Here is a 17,823-nt window from a genome sequence, read left to right on the forward strand (position 1 = left end):
CACCGGCCCGGCGGGGGCCGCCCCGGACGGAGGCTGCCCCCGCCGGCGGTCTCGCCCGGCGGAGTGACCCGCCCGCGAGGGCCGGCCCCGTTCGTTACGTGGGGCGCTGGAGGACCGTCAGGCTGCGGTCCGGGAGGGTGAGGCGGTCGCCCGCGTCGACCTTCGGACCGGTGCCGGGTGGCACCCCGTCCGGGCGGGCCGTGTCGACCACCACCTGCCACTGCCGCCCGTGGTCGACCGGCACCAGGAAGTCCAGCGGCTCGGGGGAGGCGTTGAACATCAGCAGGAACGAGTCGTCGGCGATGCGCTCCCCGCGCGTCCCCGGCTCGGAGATCGCGTTGCCGTTGAGGAACACCGTCAGCGCGGACGCCTGCGCCGAATGCCAGTCCCGCTGGGCCATCTCCGCGCCCTCCGGGGTGAACCACGCGATGTCGGACAGCTCGTCGTGGGTGCCCTCCACCGGGCGGCCGTGGAAGAAGCGGCGCCGGCGGAAGACGGGGTGGTCGCGGCGCAGCCACACCATCGCGCGCGTGAACTCCAGCAGCTCTCCGCCGTCCTCGGGCCAGTTCAGCCAGGCCAGCTCGTTGTCCTGGCAGTAGGCGTTGTTGTTGCCGCGCTGGCTGCGCGCGAACTCGTCGCCGTGGCTGATCATCGGCACGCCCTGGGACAGCATCAGCGTGGCCACGAAGTTGCGCATCTGGCGGGCCCGCAGCCGGAGCACCTCCGGCTCGTCGGTCTCGCCCTCGGCCCCGCAGTTCCAGGACCGGTTGTGGCTCTCCCCGTCCCGGTTGTCCTCGCCGTTGGCCGTGTTGTGCTTCTCGTTGTACGACACCAGGTCGTGCAGCGTGAAGCCGTCGTGGCAGGTGACGAAGTTGATCGAGGCGAGCGGGCGGCGGCCGTCGTCCTGGTAGAGGTCGGAGGAGCCGGTCAGCCGGGAGGCGAACTCCGCGAGCGCCCGAGGCTCGCCCCGCCACAGGTCCCGCACCGTGTCGCGGTACTTGCCGTTCCACTCGGTCCACAGCGGCGGGAAGTTGCCCACCTGGTAGCCGCCCTCGCCGACGTCCCACGGCTCGGCGATCAGCTTCACCTGGGAGACCACCGGGTCCTGCTGCACCAGGTCGAAGAACGACGACAGCCGGTCCACCTCGTGGAACTGCCGCGCCAAGGTCGCCGCGAGGTCGAAGCGGAAGCCGTCGACATGCATCTCGGTGACCCAGTACCGCAACGAGTCCATGATCAGCTGGAGCACGTGCGGCGACCGCATGAGCAGCGAGTTCCCGGTGCCCGTGGTGTCCATGTAGTAGCGCGGATCGTCGGTGAGCCGGTAGTACGACGGGTTGTCGATGCCCTTGAAGGACAGCGTCGGGCCGAGGTGGTTGCCCTCGGCGGTGTGGTTGTAGACGACGTCCAGGATGACCTCGATCCCGGCCTCGTGCAGCGCGCGGACCGCCGACTTGAACTCCAGCACCTGCTGGCCGCGGTCGCCCCAGGAGGCGTACGCGTTGTGCGGGGCGAAGAAGCCGATGGTGTTGTAGCCCCAGTAGTTGCCCAGGCCCATGTCGGCCAGCCGGTGGTCGTTCACGAACTGGTGCACGGGCATCAGTTCGAGGGCCGTCACCCCGAGCTTGGTCAGGTGTTCGATGACCGCGGGGTGGGCGAGCCCGGCGTAGGTGCCGCGCAGTTCCTCGGGCAGCCCCGGGTGGCGCATGGTCAGGCCCTTGACGTGGGCCTCGTAGATCACCGTGTGGTGGTAGTCGGTGCGCGGGGGACGGTCGTCGCCCCAGTCGAAGTACGGGTTGATCACCACCGAGGTCATGGTGTGCGGCGCCGAGTCCAGGTCGTTGCGCTCGTCGGGCGCGCCGAAGTGGTAGCCGTACACCTCCTCGCCCCACCGCACCGACCCGCTGACCGCCTTCGCGTACGGGTCGAGCAGCAGCTTCGCCGAGTTGCAGCGAAGCCCGCGCCCGGGGTCGTACGGGCCGTGGATCCGGAACCCGTACCGCTGTCCCGGCATCACCCCCGGCACGTACGCGTGCCGCACGAACGCGTCGCTCTCGCGCAGTTCCACCGCCGTCTCCGAGCCGTCGTCGTGCAGCAGACACAGCTCTACTCGGTCCGCGGCCTCCGTGAAGACCGCGAAGTTGGTTCCCGCGCCGTCGTACGTGGCGCCGAGCGGATACGCCTCTCCAGGCCAGACCTGCATGGATACGACTCTCCCAGGTGTGTACCCCGACTGGGGTCGCGTTCCCCGTCGAGTCTCCCCGAAAAGTGGGGCGACCCCGCATCACGATCCGGCGCGGCGGTCGGCGGGGCGCGGGGAGGGGCACCGCACCGCGATCGGGACCGCGGGACGGGCCCCGCGGACCGTGCCGGGCGGCCCGCGTTATGAAACCGCTCACTCCCCGCGCACAGGCTGCACGGAACGGGCATGAAAGAGCGGTAAGTTGAGGGAAGCAGTTGGGAAACCGACCTGTCCATCCGGCTGCACCGCGCAGCGCTCCCGGAGTACCCTTCCTTGATCGTTGAGACGGGTAGGCCCGGGGGGCGGAAGGCGGTGCACGGGTGGGCTCGGGAGGGCTGGAGCTGCCCCCTGGTGACGAGGGTCGCGAGGGTAACTCCGCGGACGTCCCGCCCGGCGCGGTGTCCCTGGCCCGGCCGATGGACGCGGGTTCCATCGGGCCGGAGCTGGACTGGGACGCCGACGCCTGGCACGAGGTGCGCACCCGCGCCCAGCGAGCGGGCCGGGCCTACATCTGGCTGAACCTCGTCGAACAGCGGCTGCGTGCGGTCGTGGCCGCGGTCCTGCGCCCCATCTACGAGCCGGTCCATGCCGACGACTGGGTGGTCGCCGCGGCCGGGCCGGCCGGGCAGGAGTGGGTGCAGCGCGCGGTCGCCGTCCGCGAAGTCAGCCGCCGCAAGGGCTACTTGCTGGACCCGGCCGACGACAACGTGCTGAGTTTCCTGACCCTGCCGCAGCTGCGCGAGCTGATGGTGCAGCACTGGCCGTGCTTCGAGCCGTACTTCGACGAGCGCCGCGACCTCGAACTCGCCCTGGACGAGCTGGAGGTGACCCGCAATGTCGTCTCCCGCAACCGGGCCCTGTCCGAGGCGGTCCTGAACCAGGCCGAGCGGGCCTCGGCCCGGCTCCTGGAGATGCTCGGCGCGGGCGGCGACGTGCCCTCCGCCCGCCGGCTGCCGGTCGACGCGGTCGAGGACCTGGTCGGCGACCGGTACGCCGACGTCGTGGCCGTCCATCCCGACCGGGTGCGGCTGCTGCGCCAGTTCCCGGCCGAGGACATCTTCGGCGGCGCCCGCCGGCTCGACGCCATCGGCATCGGGCTCAACCTGCTGGTGCAGAACTTCTCCGGGCGGCGCCTGGTCCGGCTCGCCGAGTCCGGCTGCCGGGTGCGGCTGCTCTTCCTCAACCCGGCCTCCAGTTCGGTCAAGCGCCGCGAGCGCGAACTCGGGATGAAACGGGGCGAACTGAGCCGCTCCGTCGAGATGAACATCCTGCACATGCGCCGGGTGCGGTCCCGGCTGCGGGACCCGGGCGCCTTCGAGATCCAGGTCTACGACGAGACGCCCCGCTTCACCGCCTATCTGGTGGACGGCGACAACGCCGACGGCATCGCCGTGGTCCAGTCCTATCTGCGCGGGGCGCGCGGGATGGAGTCGCCGGTCCTGGTGCTGCGCAACGGCAGCAGGCTGGTCAAGTCGGACGACGTGGTCGAGGCCGGACTCTTCCCGACATACCGCGAGGAATTCGAGCTGACATGGGTGGATTCGCGCCCGGTGTCCTGAACTGTCCCGGGGGCAGGCGGAACGCGGCCCCCGGATTGTCAGTGCCGCGTGCGAGGGTTAGGAGCACTGGGGGAAAGCACCACCGAGAAGGGGGGCCGCCATGGGCTGGCACCGGGAGCTGCTGATCGGCTTCGACCTGGAGACGACCGGAACGGATCCGCGCGAGGCGCGCATCGTCACGGGCGCCGTGATAGAGGTCAGGGCCGGCGAGCCCGTGGGACGCAGGGAATGGCTGGCCGATCCGGGCGTGGAGATCCCGGCCGACGCGGTGGCCGTGCACGGCATCAGCAACGAACGCGCGGCGGCCGAGGGCAGACCGGCCGACCAGGTGGCCGACGCCATCGCGGAGGTCCTGGTCTCCTACTGGAGGGCGGGCGTCCCGGTCGTCGCCTACAACGCGGCCTTCGACCTCACCCTGCTCTCGGCCGAACTGCGGCGCCACGGCCTGCCGTCCCTCGCCGACCGCCTGGGCGGCCTCGCCCCCGCCCCGGTCGTCGACCCGTACACCATCGACCGCTGGGTGGACCGCTACCGCCGCGGCAAGCGGAACCTCGAAGCGGTGTGCGCCGAATACGGGATAGTGCTCGGCGCGGCCCATGACGCCGGTGCGGACGCCCTCGCCGCGGCCCGTCTCGCCACCGCGATAGCCGACCGTCACCCCAAGATCGCCGCCCTCGGCCCGGCGGAGCTGCACCGCAGCCAGATCGAGTGGTACGCGCTGTGGGCGGCGGACTTCCAGGCGTTCCTGCGCCGCAAGGGGGATCCGGCGGCCGTGGTGGACGGCACATGGCCGCTGCGGGAGCCCGCCGCCGAGACGGTGTGAGCCGGACGGGTCCGGCTCAGAAGGGATACCAGCGCACCGACTCGTCCCCGTCCCGCAGCGACGTCACCCGGCGGCGGAACTCGGCCAGTGCCTCGGGGTTGCCGGGTGCGTGCTGGGCCACCCAGGCACAGCTGGCCGTCTCGCGGGCGCCCCGCAGCACCGCGCACCCCTCCCACTCGCGCACGTCCCAGCCGTAGGCCTCGGTGAAGGAGTCGTACGCCTCGGCCGGCAGCCCGTACCGGTCGCGGGAGAGGGCCATCACCACCAGGTCGTGCTCGCGCAGGTCGGCGGAGAAGGTCTCCAGGTCGACCAGGACCGGTCCGTCGGGTCCGACGTGCACGTTGCGGGGCAGCGCGTCGCCGTGGATCGGGCCAGGGACCAGACGGGGCGTCAGCGCGGCGGCGGCCGCCGCGAAGCCGTCCCGGCGCTCGCGCAGGTAGTCCGCGTCCGCCGGGTCGATCGCGTCGCCCGCGAGCCGCAGCCAGCGCTCCACACCGCCCAGCAGTTCGCGGGGCGGCAGCGCGAAGGGGGGAGCGGGGAGCGCGTGCACGATCCGCAGGAGCTCGGCCAGGTCCCGCGCTCCGGCGGGCCGCACCGGATCGGGCAGCCGGTGCCACACCGTCACCGGGTGGCCCGCCACCAGCCGCGGCTCGGGCTCGGCCGCGCGCACCGCGGGCGCACCGGCCTCGGCGAGCCAGCCGGCGATGTCCAGCTCGCGCCGGGCCCGCTCCAGCAGTTCGGCGTCCCGGCCCACCTTGACCACCAGATCACCGGCGGCGAACACGGCGTTCTCGCCGAGGGCGAGGAGCCGCGCGTCCCGGGCCGGTGCCGGCAGCACGTCCGCCGCGGCCAGTACGTCCCGTGCCCGTGCCTCGTCCATCCTCGTCCCTCCGTGCCGCTGTCGTCCCGTGCCGTCCGTCCGGCCCGGCGCGTGCCGGGCCCGGCCAGTCTCGCATTCACACAGGTCGGGCCGGGTGTGCGGGCCTCGTCCGGGCCGCCCGCCACCGGCCCGCGTCCAAGCGGCGGCACGGGAAAAGCGTTAGACGAGACGTATCGTCTCGCATAGCGTCGCGTCATGACCGACACGACGACGACCCCCGCGCCCGCCCACATCGCCATGTTCTCCATCGCCGCCCACGGCCATGTGAACCCCAGCCTGGAGGTGATCCGTGAACTCGTCGCCCGGGGGCACCGGGTGACGTACGCCGTCCCGCCGGTGTTCGTCGGGAAGGTCGCCGCCACCGGGGCCCGGCCCGTGCCGTACCACTCGACGCTGCCCGGGCCCGACGCCGACCCCGAGGCGTGGGGGAGCACCCTGCTGGACAACGTGGAGCCGTTCCTGGACGACGCGATCCAGGCGCTCCCGCAGCTCCTCGCGGCCTACGACGGCGACCGGCCCGACCTGGTCCTGCACGACATCGCGTCCTACCCCGCCCGCGTCCTCGCCCACCGCTGGGGCGTCCCGGCGATCTCCCTCTCCCCGAACCTCGTCGCCTGGGACGGCTACGAGGAGGAGGTCGCCGAGCCCATGTGGGCAGGGCCGCGGAAGACCCCGCGCGGGCAGGCCTACTACGCCCGGTTCGCGGCCTGGCTCGCCGAGAACGGCATCACCGAGCACCCCGACCCCTTCGTCGGCCGCCCGGCGCGCTCCCTGGTGCTGATCCCGAAGGCGCTCCAGCCGCACGCCGACCGGGTCGACGAGCGCGTCCACACCTTCGTCGGCGCCTGTCAGGGCGACCGCGCCGAACAGGGCGACTGGCGCCGTCCCGCCGGTGCCGACAAGGTCGTACTGGTCTCCCTCGGCTCGGCGTTCACCAGGCAGCCCGTCTTCTACCGCGAGTGCGTCCGCGCCTTCGGCGGGCTGCCCGGCTGGCACCTGGTCCTGCAGATCGGCCGGCACGCGGACCCCGCCGAGCTGGGCGACGTACCGCCGAACGTCGAGGTGCACGACTGGGTACCGCAGTTGGCCGTCCTGCGGCAGGCCGACCTGTTCGTCACGCACGCGGGCGCGGGCGGCAGCCAGGAGGGGCTGGCCACCGCCACCCCGATGATCGCCGTACCGCAGGCCGTGGACCAGTTCGGCAACGCCGACATGCTCCAGGCCCTCGGCGTGGCCCGGCGGTTGCCCACCGGGGAGGCCACCGCGCAGCGGCTGCGCGAGACCGCCCTCGCCCTCCTCGGCGACCCCGAGGTCGCCCGGCGGCTGGGGGAGATCCGGGCCGGGATGGCGCTGGAGGGCGGCACCCCGCGGGCGGCCGACCTGATCGAGGCCGAGCTGCCCCGGTGAGCCGTGGGCCGCACCCCGGTGCGGCGAAGGGCAGGGCCCGCCCGCTCGGGAGGAGAGCGGGCGGGCCCTGTGCAGGGTGGGCGGGATCAGACCGGCAGGCGCTCGTCCTGACCGCGCGCCGGCGCCGCGACCGCCTCGGGCACCTCGTCGTGGGTGAGGTCCGGCAGCCGGTGCAGCCACTTCGGGAGGTACCAGTTGCGCTCGCCGAGCAGGGCCATCACCGCCGGCAGCAGCACCCCCCGGATGACGGTGGCGTCGATGAGCACCGCCGCGGCCAGGCCCACGCCCATCTGCTTCATGGACTGCATGGACAGCGTGCCGAAGATGGCGAACACGGCGACCATGATGACCGCGGCGCTGGTGACCACGCCGGCCGTGGTGACCACGCCGTGCCGGATCGCGTCCTTCGTGTCGCGGCCCCGGGCCCGGGCCTCGCGGATCCTGGAGACCACGAACACGTGGTAGTCCATGGACAGCCCGAACAGGATCACGAAGAGGAACAGCGGCAGCCACGTCACGATCGCGCCGACCCCGTGCGCCCCCACCAGCGAGGCGCCCCAGCCGTGCTGGAAGACGGCGACGAGGATGCCGTAGGCGGCGCCCACCGACAGCAGGTTGAGCACGATCGACGTGATCGCGACGGTCAGCGAGCGGAACGACAGCAGCATCAGCAGGAAGGCGAAGACGACCACGAACGCGAAGACCGGGACGACGGAGCCGAGCAGCTGGTCGTTGAAGTCGTGGTTGCCCGCCACCTGTCCGGTGACCGGTGCCTCGACGCCCGCCACCCTGCCCAGCGTTGCGGGCCGCACCTCGTCCCGCAGCGTGTCGAGGCTCTTGACCGCCCGGTCCATGTCCGAGCCGCCGACCAGGGGCACGGAGACCACGGCCACGTTCTGCGCGTCGTGCAGCTTGATGTCGACCGGGCCCCGCGAGGCGCCCGAGGAGATCGCCCGCTGCTTGAAGTCGGCGAGGGCCCGCCGCACCTCGGGCGCGTTGATGTCCTTGGCCTTCACGACGACCTGGGCCGGCTCGCTGCCGCCCGGGAAGGCGTCGTTGATGCGGTTGTAGGTCTGCACGATGGGCAGCGAGTTCCCGAACTCCTGGTCCAGGGTGAGCTGCTGGGTCTTCATACCGAGCGCGGGCGCGGCGATCGCCAGCAGCGCGCCGACCGCCACGAGGACGGAGACCAGCGGGCGGGCCAGCACGCCCCGCAGCACGGCCGTCCAGAAGCGGCTGCCCTGGTCCGCGGCCCGCTTCGGGCGCCGGCGGCCGAGGAACGGGATGCGGCCCTTCTCCACCCGTTCGCCCAGCAGCGAGAGGAGCGCGGGCAGCACGGTGACCGAGCCGACCATGGCGACCGCCACCACCATCAGCGAGGCCAGGCCCATCGCCTCGAACTCGGCGAGCCCGGTGAACAGCATGCCCGCCATCGCCACGCAGACCGTGACACCGGAGACGATGACCGCGCGGCCGCTGGTGGCGGCGGCGATCCGCAGCGCGGTGGCCGGGTCCCGGCCGGCCTCCCGCTCCTCGCGCTCACGGCGCAGGTAGAACAGGCAGTAGTCCACCCCGACGGCCATACCGACCAGCAGCATCACGGAATTGGCGGTGTCGCTCATCGGCTGCAGATGGCTGACGATGCCCATCAGGCCCATCGTCGCCATGATCGCGGTGATCGCGAGGGCCACCGGCAGCAGCGCGGCCACCAGCGCGCCGAAGGCGATCAGCAGGATGCCGAGCGCGACCGGCACCGCCGAGTACTCGGCCTGCGCGAAGTCGTCGCCGAAAGCGTCCTTGTACTGCTTCTGCATGCTGGCGCCGCCGATCTCGTCGATCCGCAGGCCACCGTGCTCCTTCTGCACCCCGGCGACGGCGTCCAGCACCGGCTGCACCAGGTCGGGGGCCGTCTTGGCGTCACCGCGCAGGTCGAACTGCACCAGCGCGCTGCGCCCGTCGCGGGAGACGGTGCGCGTGTCGTAGGGCGAGGTCACGTCGGTCGCCCTGCCGGTGGCGCCGACGGCCTTGACGACATCGGCCACGGCCGCGCGGAACTCGCCGCTCGTCGCCCGTACATCGCGGTCCTTGGACTGGATCAGGACGGTCTCCGCGGCCGGCTCCTTGATCCCCGCATCGTCGATGATCTGCGCGGCGGTGTGGGTCTCGCCCGCCAGCTGGTCGCCCTCGTTCACGTCGACGCGGCCCGCCGCCGAGCCGACCCCCATCGCCAGCACGACGAACAGCACCCATATGCCGACGGCCGCCCAGCGGTGCCGGGCGCTCCAGCCGCCGGCGCGGGCGGCCAGCCCCCGCACCCGCACGTCCCTGTTCCCCATCGCGGGTCTTCCCCCTCGTCTGCGGTGACGGCCCCCTGCCGCCACGCGTTCGGCAACTCCGTTTCGACGGTATGGGCCGCGGAAAGCCGTCTCGTCGTGCTGCCCGGTGAGGTGTCCGCGCCCGCCCTCACCACTGGGGAGGACGGCGGCCCCTTACACCTATGGGTGCTTCTCGGGGGCGGGTCTCGGGGTCCACGGGGCCTCGCGGCCGCCGCGCGTCGTGGGATGTCCGTTCCGCCGTCAGAGATCCACTTTGTGATTACGAAGGCTTGTTGAACAAGTCACAGCTGCGTGTAGAGGTTGATCCGGCCCCCGTCCATCAGAGAGAGTTTCGCGCAGCCCGCCCTGTGCGGGCGCGGCCGTCGTGCCCACCCCCACGGGGCACGACGGCCCCTCTATGGTGGCCGGATGACGACCTATGCGGCGCTGTTGCGCGGGATCAACGTCGGTGGCAGCCGGAAGCTCCCCATGGCCGATCTGCGCACCCTCCTGACGGACCTCGGCCACGTCGGCGTCCGCACCCATCTGCAGAGCGGCCAGGCCGTGTTCACCGCCGGCCACGGTGACGAGGAGTCCCTGGCCGCGGAGTTGGCCCGGACGATCGAGGAGCGCTTCGGCTTCCCGGTGGACGTGATCGTGCGCGACCACGTCTATCTGGCGGCGGTGGCCGCGGACTGCCCGTTCCCGGCCGCCGAACTCGAGGCCAGGCAACTGCACGTCACCTACTTCTCCGGGCCCGTCGCCCCGGACCGTTTCGCGGAGATCGACGCGGCCGCCCACCTGCCCGAGGAGTTCCGCCTCGGGGACCGCTGCCTGTACCTGTACGCCCCCGACGGCCTCGGCCGCTCCAAGCTCGCCGAGACACTGGCCCGCAGGCGCCTGAACAAGGACCTGATCGCCACCAGCCGGAACTGGAACACCGTGCTCAAGCTGGCCGAACTCACCGCTCCAGGGGCATGACGGCACACCCGTGTGCGAAGCTCGGCCGTATGCGCTACGTCATCGTCGGGGCGGGAGCGGTCGGTGGGGCCGTCGGCGGGCGGCTGGCCGAGGCCGGCCGCGAGGTCGTCCTCGTCGCACGAGGGCCGCACCTGGCCGCGCTCGCCGGGCACGGGCTGCGACTGCTGGTGCCCGAGGGCGAGTCGACGTACCGGCTGCCGGCCGTCGGGGGGCCCGGCCCGCTCGGCGCGTTGCGCGCCGACGACGTCCTGTTGCTCGCCGTGAAGACGCAGGACACCGTGGCCGCCCTGGAGACCTGGGCCGACGTTCCCGTGGCCGGCGGCGGCACCGCCGCCGAACGGCTCCCGCTGGTCTGCCTGCAGAACGGCGTCGAGAGCCCGCGCCTCGCGCTGCGCCGCTTCCGGCACGTGTACGGCGCCTGCGTCTGGCTGCCGTCGACCTTCGTGGAACCCGGGGTGGTCTCGGCCCCCGGCGCCCCGCTCACCGGCATCCTCCACCTCGGCCGCGTCCCGCACGGCACCGACGACACCCTCCGGCGGATCGCCGCCGACCTGGAGGACGCCCGCTTCGAGGCGCCGGTGGTGCCCGACGTGGCCCGCTGGCAGTACGCCAAGCTGCTCGGGAACCTCGGCAACGCACTGGAGGCCGTCAGCGGTCCGATCGCCGGCGACGAGGTGGCGCAGGCGCTGTACGCGCGCGTGCGGGCCGAGGGGGAGGCCGTCCTCGACGCCGCCGGGATCGCGTACACCAGCCCGGAGGAGCAGCACGCCGCGCGCGGCGACAAGGTCACCCTGGTCCCGCTGGGCGGGACCCCGCGCGGCGGCGGCTCCTCCTGGCAGTCCCTCCACCGGGGCACCGGCACGATCGAGGCCGACTACCTCAACGGGGAGATCGCCCTGCTCGGCCGGCTGCACGGCGTACCGGCCCCGCTGAACGAGTTCCTGCAGGCGCTCGCCGACCGGTTCGCCCGGGAGCGCCGGGCCGCGGGGTCCCTGTCGGCCGCCGAGGTGGCCAGGACGGCCGACGCCGCACAGCGCCGGGCCACGGCCGACGGGCCCGCGCCGCACGGCAGTTGATCTTTCGGCCCGTTCGGCGTTTCGTGGGACCCGGACCGTGTGCCCGGCCGCGCGGGCCCGGGGCGCGCACGAAGGGGGCGGGGGAACGGTGGACGGGTTCACGGACGGCAGCGGGCGGGACGAGGCCGCGGCGGACACCGGGCGGCGGCTGGCCGCCCGGTTCGCGGCGGACCACGCCCACCTCTCGGCGGTGGCGTACCGGCTGCTCGGGTCTGCCGCCGAGGCCGACGACGCCCTCCAGGAGGCCTGGCTGCGCGCCTGGCAGGCCGACATCGACGCCGTCGAGAACCTCACCGGCTGGCTGACCACCGTGGTGACCCGGGTCTGCCTGAATCTGCTGCGGGCCCGCCGCAACCGGCGCGAGGAGTTCCTCGACGCCCCGGAGAGCGCGTACGGGACCCCGGCGGCCGACTCAGGGCGGTCCGGCGATCCCGCGCGCGAGGCGCTGCTGGCCGACGAGGTCGGCGTGGCGCTGCTGGTCGTCCTCGGCACCCTGAGCCCGGCCGAGCGGGTCGCCTTCGTGCTGCACGACATGTTCGCGGTGCCCTTCGACGAGATCGCCCCGCTGCTGGAGAAGACCCCGGCCGCCACCCGGCAGCTGGCCAGCCGCGCCCGCCGCCGGGTGCAGGGCCGCCCGCCCGCGCCCGAGCCGGACGCGGGGCTCAGGCACCGGGCCGTCGAGGCCTTCCTCGCCGCCACCCGGGGCGGCGACTTCACGGCGCTGGTCGCCCTGCTCGCCCCGGACGTGGTGCTGCACGCCGACGCACTGGTCGTACCCACGCCCGAACCGGTCACCGTGCGCGGTGCCGAGCCCGTCGCCCGGGGCGCCATGGCCGCCGTGGCCCGCGCCGGGTTCACCGGGACCGCCCTGCTGGACGGCCGGATCGGCCTGGTCATGGCGCCGTACGGACGGCCACGCCTGGTGCTGGCCTTCACGTTCGGCGCGGACGGCCTGATCACCCGGATCGACGTCGTGGCGGAGCCCGAACGACTGAACGCGACGGAGATCGGGGTCGCCGGCACCACCGGCGGGTGAGCGGTGGCCCGGCAAGTGGACCAGGAAACCAGGTGGGGATTGGGCCGGGACACTGCCCCACCGGGCCACTAGCGTCGCTGCCATGACGCACAGCGACACCGCCACCGCCACCACCGGGTCCGGCCCGGCCCGGGTCGACTTCTACTTCGACCCAGCCTGCCCCTTCGCCTGGATCACCTCCCGCTGGATGCTGGAGGTCGAGCGCCTGCGCCCGCTCGACCTCCGGTTCCGCCCGATGAGCCTGTACCTGCACAACACCGGGAACGAACTCCCCGACTGGTACCGGGACCTGGTGGACCGCTCGATCGGGCCGGTGCGGGTCGCCGTGGCCGCCGCCGAACAGCACGGCGAGAAGGTGCTGCGCGACCTGTACACCGCCTTCGGCACCCGGATCCACGAGCGCGGGATCAAGGACTTCGACCAGGTCGTGGCCGAGTCGCTCGCCGAACTCGGCCTGCCCGCGGGCCTGTCGGCCGCCGCCCACGACCCGTCGTACGACGACGCCGTCCGCCGCGGCCATGAGGCGGGCGCCGAGCCCGAGTCGGGCGGCTACGTGGGCACACCCACCCTGCACGTCGACGGCACGGTGTGGTTCGGGCCGGTCCTGCGCGCGGTGCCGCGCGGTGCCCGGGCGGCCGAACTCTTCGACAGTTTCCGGGTGCTGGCCGCCCACCCCGACTTCTTCGAGCTCAAGCGCACCCGCACCGGCGCCCTCCGCTTCGACTGAACGGAGGCCCACTGGCCGATAACCGCTGCTCCCGCACGCCGGCGCCGCCGCGCGAGTGACACACGGGCCCCGGCCGACGCAGAACGAAGAGCCGTCGTGGTCCGACGTCACAGGGGAATGCCGGACCACGGCGGTCTTTTACCACGTCCCCGCCTCCGGGGGGCCCGGTCGCCGAACAACGCGACAAGCCCGCCGAGTTGTCCCTACCGTGAAGTGCGAGTGCGTCCGGGCCGCTCCGCTTCCACGTCCGGGAGCCGGTCAACGGACACCGGTCACCCGGACGAGTGGCGATTTTCGGCCTACTCGGCGTGTTCGCCGCCGCAGGGCTCGGACGCCATGTCAACGGCGGCAGCGGCCACCCGCGGCATCGGTAACGTCACCCTTCCGACCACGAGCGAGGACTGGACATGAGCACCTACGACTACGGCAACGTCAACGGCCCGTCCCACTTCGGTGCCCCCGGCCATCTCGACATGACCCACGGCACACCGGACCTGGCGACCCTCATGAGCGTCGCCGAACGGCTCACCGAGTCGCTGCGCATGGAGTACCCGGGCCTCGTCGGCCAGGGCGAGATCATCCAGGACCAGCTGGCGCAGTCCGCCGAGGACGGCCTGCCCCCCAACCGCGGCCGCATCCGCTCCGCGCTGGAGAACATCGCCATCACGGCGAGCGCCGGCACCGGCAGCCTCAACTACACCCGGCACCTCACGCACGCCTTCGGCCTCTGAGCCGGACCCCGCGAGCCCGGGGCCCGGAAGCACTCAGGCGCCGAGCACCTGGAGCGCCGGCCGGCGTGCCGCGTCGTACCGCCGCAGCAGCAGCCGCGCCACCTCCGGTGCCGGTCCCAGCACCTCCGCCAGGACGTCCGCCCCGGCCGCGCCGCGCGCGATGCGGTCCGGCAGGAAGCCGGGCGCCAGCACGTACGGCGCCACGGCGACCCGCTCGCAGCCGAGGGCGCGCAGCTCCCGTACGGCGTCCTCGGTGCGCGGAAGGGATGCGGAGGCGAACGCAGGCCGCACGGCGCACCAACCGGTGTGCCACCACTCCCGCGCGATGTCGGCGATCACTGCGATCGCCTCCGGGTCGGAGGACCCCGCCGAGGCCAGCACGACCCCGGTCGAGGACTTGTCGGCGGGCGTCAGCCCCGCCTCGTACAGGCGCCGTTCCAGGGCCGACAGCAGCAGCGGCGACGGACCGAGCACGTCCGCCTGCCGGATCCGCAGCCGCGCCGGAGCCTCCCGCAGCACCGCCGGGATGTCGGCCTTGGCGTGGAAGGCGCGGGTCAGCAGCAGGGGCAGGGCCACGACGTCCCGCACCCCCTCCGTCGCCAGGGACTCCAGCACGCCCCGCACGGAGGGCACGTTGAAGTCCAGGAAGCCGGTCTCCACACGCAGCCCCGGCCGCTGCGACCGCACCCGCTCCACGAGGGCGTGCACGGTCGCGGCGTGCCGCGGGTCGCGGCTGCCGTGGGCGATGACGAGAAGGACCGGTGCGCTCATGCCGTGTCTCAGCCCTTCACCAGCAGGCCGCGGCTGCGCAGCACCCACCGCTCCAGCGGGCTGAAGATCAGCAGGTCGATGGCGATACCGACGAACAGGATCAGCAGGATGGCCTCGAACACCATGGCCATGTCGCTGGCCGTGCGGGCGTTCTCCAGCAGCTGGCCGAGGCCCGTGCCGAGGTCCGGGAAGTTCGCGATGATCTCCGCGGCCATCAGGGAACGCCAGGAGAAGGCCCAGCCCTGCTTCATGCCGGCCACATAGCCCGGCAGCGCCGCCGGCAGGGTGACGTGCCACGTGCCCTTCAGACCGGTCGCGCCCAGCGTGCGGCCCGCGCGCAGGAACAGCGGCGGCACCTGGTCCACGCCGGACACCAGCCCGTTGGCGATGGACGGCACCGCGCCGAGCAGGATCACCGCGTACATCATCGAGTTGTTCAGGCCGAGCCAGATCACGGCCGGCGGCACCCAGGCCACCGACGGCAGCGACTGCAGGCCGGACAGGATCGGGCCGATGGCCGCCCGCACGAACCTCACCCGCGCCACCAGCAGCCCCAGCGGGGTGCCGATCAGCAGCGCGAAGCAGAAGCCGAGCAGACCGCGCGAGACGCTGGTCCAGATGTAGCCGAGCAGCTTGCCCTGCAGCCAGTCGTCGCGGAAGGCGTTCCAGACCGCGCCCGGGGTGGGCAGCCTGGTCGGGTCGTCGACGATCTTCAGGGTGATCAGGCCCTGCCAGACCACCAGCACGACGACGATCGCGCTGACCGGCGGCACGATCTTGTCGACGAAGGTCCTGCGCAGCGGGGTACGGCCCGACGGCGCGGTCTCCAGCGCGTCGAGGCCCGCCTCCACGCTCCCCGTGCCGGGGGCGGTGGTCGTCTCAGTGCTGGCCATGGCGGCGGATCTCCCCACGCAGTACGTCGGTTATCTCGAGGGACAGTTCCGCCACGGGCGCGTCCTCGATGCGGCGCGGCTGCGGAATGTCGACCTCCCACTCGCGGGCCACCCGGCCCGGGCGGGAGGACAGCAGGACGACACGCTGGGCGAGGCGTACCGCCTCGCGCACGTTGTGCGTCACGAACAGCACCGACACACCGGTCTCGGACCAGATGCGGGTCAGCTCGTCGTGCAGCACGTCCCGGGTGATGGCGTCCAGCGCCGCGAACGGCTCGTCCATCAGCAGCAGACTGCTCTCCTGCGCCAGCGCGCGGGCCAGCGCCACCCGCTGCCGCATACCGCCCGACAGCTCGTGCACCCGCTTGCCGTACGCGCCCTTCAGCCGGACGAGTTCGAGCAGTTCCTCGGCCCTGCCGCGCCGCTCGGCCTTGGGAACGCGCCGCAGACGGAGGGCGAGTTCGATGTTCTTGCCCGCGGTCAGCCACGGGAACAGGGCGTGCTCCTGGAACATCAGGGCGGGCCTGCCGTCCGTGGCGATGGACCCGGCGGTGGGCCGGTCCAGGCCCGCCACCAGGTTCAGCAGGGTGGACTTGCCGCAGCCCGAGGCCCCCAGGAGGGTGACGAACTCGCCGGGCGCGACATCGAGGCTGATGTCGTCCAGGACGAGCTGCTGCCCGCCCGGGGTCGGATACGACTTCGAGACGTGCTCGAGCCGTGCCGCGTACTCGACCGACTCGGCGGCCTTGGCGAAGGTCGTGGCCATGGTCGTCACCTCCTGGGGACTGATCGGGACGGGCGTCAGCTGGTGCCGAGACCGGCGGCGTCGACCGGGGCGGCGCCGGAGGCCTTGAGGACCTTGTTGAGGATCGTCAGGTCGTAGATCCCCTTCAGGTCCGGCTTGTCCAGCAGACCGGCCTTGACCGCGTGCGCCGCCTCGGTGCCGAGGGTGGAGGCCAGCGGGTCGTCGGTGAACTGGATCGACTTCCAGGCCGGGTCGAGGACGTTCGCCGGCAGTGCCTTGCCGGAGTCGGCCTGGAGTTGCTTGTTCGCCGCCGCCCTGGCCCGGTCGGGGTCGGCGTTGATCCACTTGTTGGCCTCGACGGACGCCTTCAGCACCGCCTCGACCGCCTTCGGGTGCTCCTTCAGGAAGGCCTGGCGCACGATGATGTTCGTGATCACGAACTTCTTGTCCGGCCACAGCGACGACTCGTCCAGCAGCACCTTTCCGCCCTCGGCGACCAGCTTCGACGCGGTCGGCTCCGGCACCCAGGCGCCGTCGACGGAACCGGCCTTGAACGCGTCCGGGGTCACCTTGTTGTCGCTGCGGACGACCGTGACGTCACCCTTGCCGCTCTGCGGGTCGACCTTCCAGCCCTGCTCCGCGGCCCAGTTGAGGAACGCCACGTCCTGCGTGTTGCCCAGCTGGGGGGTGGCGATCCGCTTGCCCTCGACGTCCTTGAGGGACGTGATCTTCTTGGGGTTCACGACCAGCTTCACCCCGCCGGACGCCGAACCACCGATGATCTTCAGGTTCTTGCCGTCCGACTTGGTGTAGCCGTTGATGGCGGGGGAGGGGCCGATCCAGCCGATGTCGATGGAGCCGGAGTTGAGGGCCTCGATCTCGGACGGGCCGGCGTTGAAGGTGGCGTAGTCCGCCCTGGTGGCGCCCAGTTCCTTCTGGAAGAGGCCCTGCTCACGGCCTACCAGCGCGGTCGCGTGGGTGAGGTTGCCGAAGTAGCCGATCTTGACGGTGTCGAGCCCGTCGATCTTCTTCGCCCCGGCGGCGACCTTGGCGGTGTCGTCGTTCTTGGCCTCGGAGCCGTAGCCGCAGGCGGCGAGGGTGAGGAGTGGAAGCGCGGTGAGCGCGGCCAGGCCGCGGCGGAAAAGGGTGGAGCGGGAGGCAGGCACGGGAGGGTTTCCTCTCGTTGGCCCGGCGGTCACGGTCTCTCAGGTCGTGGCCGGGAGGTCGGCAGGTCTTCGTCTACGGCGGTGGGGGGTGAGGGCGCGCGAGCGGTGCGCGTACGTCAGCGCACACATCGGGCCACCCCGCCCTGCCCGCTGCCGAGGGCGCCGCTGCCGACGCGGCCGCCCTCCTTCGCGAACATCGAGAAGAAATCGGTGGAGTTCATGCTCAGAAGTCCCAGCCGTCCTCGTCGGCCCGGTCCTTGACCGGCTCCGGGGACGCGAACGACTCGCCGACCATGCCCGCGGTGAGCGTGGTGCCGTCGCTCGGGTCGATCAGGATGAAGGAACCGGTGCGCCGCGAGTCCGCGTAGGAGTCGACCGGCAGCGGCTCGGCGGTGCGGATCTTCACCCGGCCGATGTCGTTGGCGGCCAGCTGTCCCGGGTGCGGGTGCAGGGACAGGTCGTCCAGCGTGA

The 17,823-nt window shown here is 72.7% G+C and carries 16 protein-coding genes; 8 read left to right on the forward strand and 8 right to left on the reverse strand.

Translation table 11 applies throughout. The annotated features are described in order from the left end of the window. Positions 1-94: 94 nt before the first annotated feature. Entirely contained in the window at positions 95-2,203 is a 2,109-nt protein-coding gene (glgX, locus tag ACZ7FF_RS20495; RefSeq protein WP_470813651.1) for a glycogen debranching protein GlgX, read from the reverse strand. Positions 2,204-2,562: 359 nt separating this feature from the next. Between glgX and ACZ7FF_RS20500 the strand changes: the two genes are divergently transcribed. Together ACZ7FF_RS20500 and ACZ7FF_RS20505 are read left to right on the forward strand one after the other, a co-directional pair. Then, the gene (locus ACZ7FF_RS20500; protein WP_470813652.1) at positions 2,563-3,801 is read left to right on the forward strand and encodes an SAV2148 family HEPN domain-containing protein; all 1,239 of its coding nucleotides are present in this window, start codon (positions 2,563-2,565) and stop codon (positions 3,799-3,801) included. Positions 3,802-3,901: 100 nt separating this feature from the next. After that, positions 3,902-4,624, forward strand: coding sequence for an exonuclease domain-containing protein (locus ACZ7FF_RS20505; protein ID WP_470813653.1), 723 nt, complete (start codon positions 3,902-3,904; stop codon positions 4,622-4,624). Positions 4,625-4,640: 16 nt separating this feature from the next. Here ACZ7FF_RS20505 and ACZ7FF_RS20510 read toward each other — a convergent pair whose 3' ends face one another. Beyond that, positions 4,641-5,504: a phosphotransferase enzyme family protein gene (locus ACZ7FF_RS20510; protein ID WP_470813654.1), complete on the reverse strand. Its 864-nt coding sequence runs from the start codon at positions 5,502-5,504 to the stop codon at positions 4,641-4,643. Positions 5,505-5,699: 195 nt separating this feature from the next. On the opposite strand from ACZ7FF_RS20510, the gene mgt reads away from it, so the two are divergent. Then, positions 5,700-6,911, forward strand: coding sequence for a macrolide-inactivating glycosyltransferase (mgt, locus tag ACZ7FF_RS20515; RefSeq protein ID WP_470813655.1), 1,212 nt, complete (start codon positions 5,700-5,702; stop codon positions 6,909-6,911). Positions 6,912-6,997: 86 nt separating this feature from the next. Here the strand turns inward: mgt and ACZ7FF_RS20520 are convergent, their stop codons facing one another. Beyond that, entirely contained in the window at positions 6,998-9,247 is a 2,250-nt protein-coding gene (locus ACZ7FF_RS20520) for an MMPL family transporter (protein WP_470813656.1), read from the reverse strand. A gap of 408 nt (positions 9,248-9,655) precedes the next feature. Between ACZ7FF_RS20520 and ACZ7FF_RS20525 the strand changes: the two genes are divergently transcribed. The 5 genes from ACZ7FF_RS20525 to ACZ7FF_RS20545 all read left to right on the forward strand — a co-directional run bounded on the left by ACZ7FF_RS20525 (position 9,656) and on the right by ACZ7FF_RS20545 (position 13,777). Next, positions 9,656-10,207, forward strand: coding sequence for a DUF1697 domain-containing protein (locus ACZ7FF_RS20525; protein ID WP_470813657.1), 552 nt, complete (start codon positions 9,656-9,658; stop codon positions 10,205-10,207). A 29-nt stretch (positions 10,208-10,236) separates the two neighbouring features. Then, positions 10,237-11,283 (forward strand): ketopantoate reductase family protein, encoded by a 1,047-nt coding sequence (locus tag ACZ7FF_RS20530; RefSeq protein WP_470813658.1) that lies wholly within the window; start codon positions 10,237-10,239, stop codon positions 11,281-11,283. Positions 11,284-11,371: 88 nt separating this feature from the next. Beyond that, entirely contained in the window at positions 11,372-12,319 is a 948-nt protein-coding gene (locus ACZ7FF_RS20535; RefSeq protein WP_470813659.1) for a sigma-70 family RNA polymerase sigma factor, read from the forward strand. An 82-nt stretch (positions 12,320-12,401) separates the two neighbouring features. Further along, positions 12,402-13,046: a mycothiol-dependent nitroreductase Rv2466c family protein gene (locus ACZ7FF_RS20540; RefSeq protein ID WP_470813660.1), complete on the forward strand. Its 645-nt coding sequence runs from the start codon at positions 12,402-12,404 to the stop codon at positions 13,044-13,046. A 407-nt stretch (positions 13,047-13,453) separates the two neighbouring features. Beyond that, on the forward strand, positions 13,454-13,777 hold the full coding sequence (locus tag ACZ7FF_RS20545) for a hypothetical protein (protein ID WP_470813661.1): 324 nt from the start codon (positions 13,454-13,456) through the stop codon (positions 13,775-13,777). A gap of 33 nt (positions 13,778-13,810) precedes the next feature. Here the strand turns inward: ACZ7FF_RS20545 and ACZ7FF_RS20550 are convergent, their stop codons facing one another. From ACZ7FF_RS20550 to ACZ7FF_RS20570, 5 genes are all read right to left on the reverse strand, one after another. Then, a complete protein-coding gene (locus tag ACZ7FF_RS20550) occupies positions 13,811-14,548 on the reverse strand; it encodes a sirohydrochlorin chelatase (RefSeq protein WP_470813662.1) in 738 nt (245 codons plus the stop codon). An 8-nt stretch (positions 14,549-14,556) separates the two neighbouring features. Then, positions 14,557-15,441 carry an ABC transporter permease gene (locus ACZ7FF_RS20555; RefSeq protein ID WP_470813663.1) on the reverse strand — a complete coding sequence of 295 codons (885 nt, stop codon included), beginning with the start codon at positions 15,439-15,441 and terminating at the stop codon, positions 14,557-14,559. After that, the gene (locus ACZ7FF_RS20560; RefSeq protein WP_470813664.1) at positions 15,428-16,207 is read right to left on the reverse strand and encodes an ABC transporter ATP-binding protein; all 780 of its coding nucleotides are present in this window, start codon (positions 16,205-16,207) and stop codon (positions 15,428-15,430) included. Before ACZ7FF_RS20560 ends, ACZ7FF_RS20555 begins: the two co-directional genes overlap by 14 nt. 35 nt (positions 16,208-16,242) lie before the next feature. Next, positions 16,243-17,352, reverse strand: coding sequence for an ABC transporter substrate-binding protein (locus ACZ7FF_RS20565; protein WP_470813665.1), 1,110 nt, complete (start codon positions 17,350-17,352; stop codon positions 16,243-16,245). 223 nt (positions 17,353-17,575) lie between these two features. Then, positions 17,576-17,823: elongation factor 1-alpha C-terminal domain-related protein (locus tag ACZ7FF_RS20570; protein ID WP_470813666.1), on the reverse strand; the 248-nt coding region annotated here is incomplete at its 5' end.

Source organism: Streptomyces sp. NPDC037126, assembly GCF_055605965.1.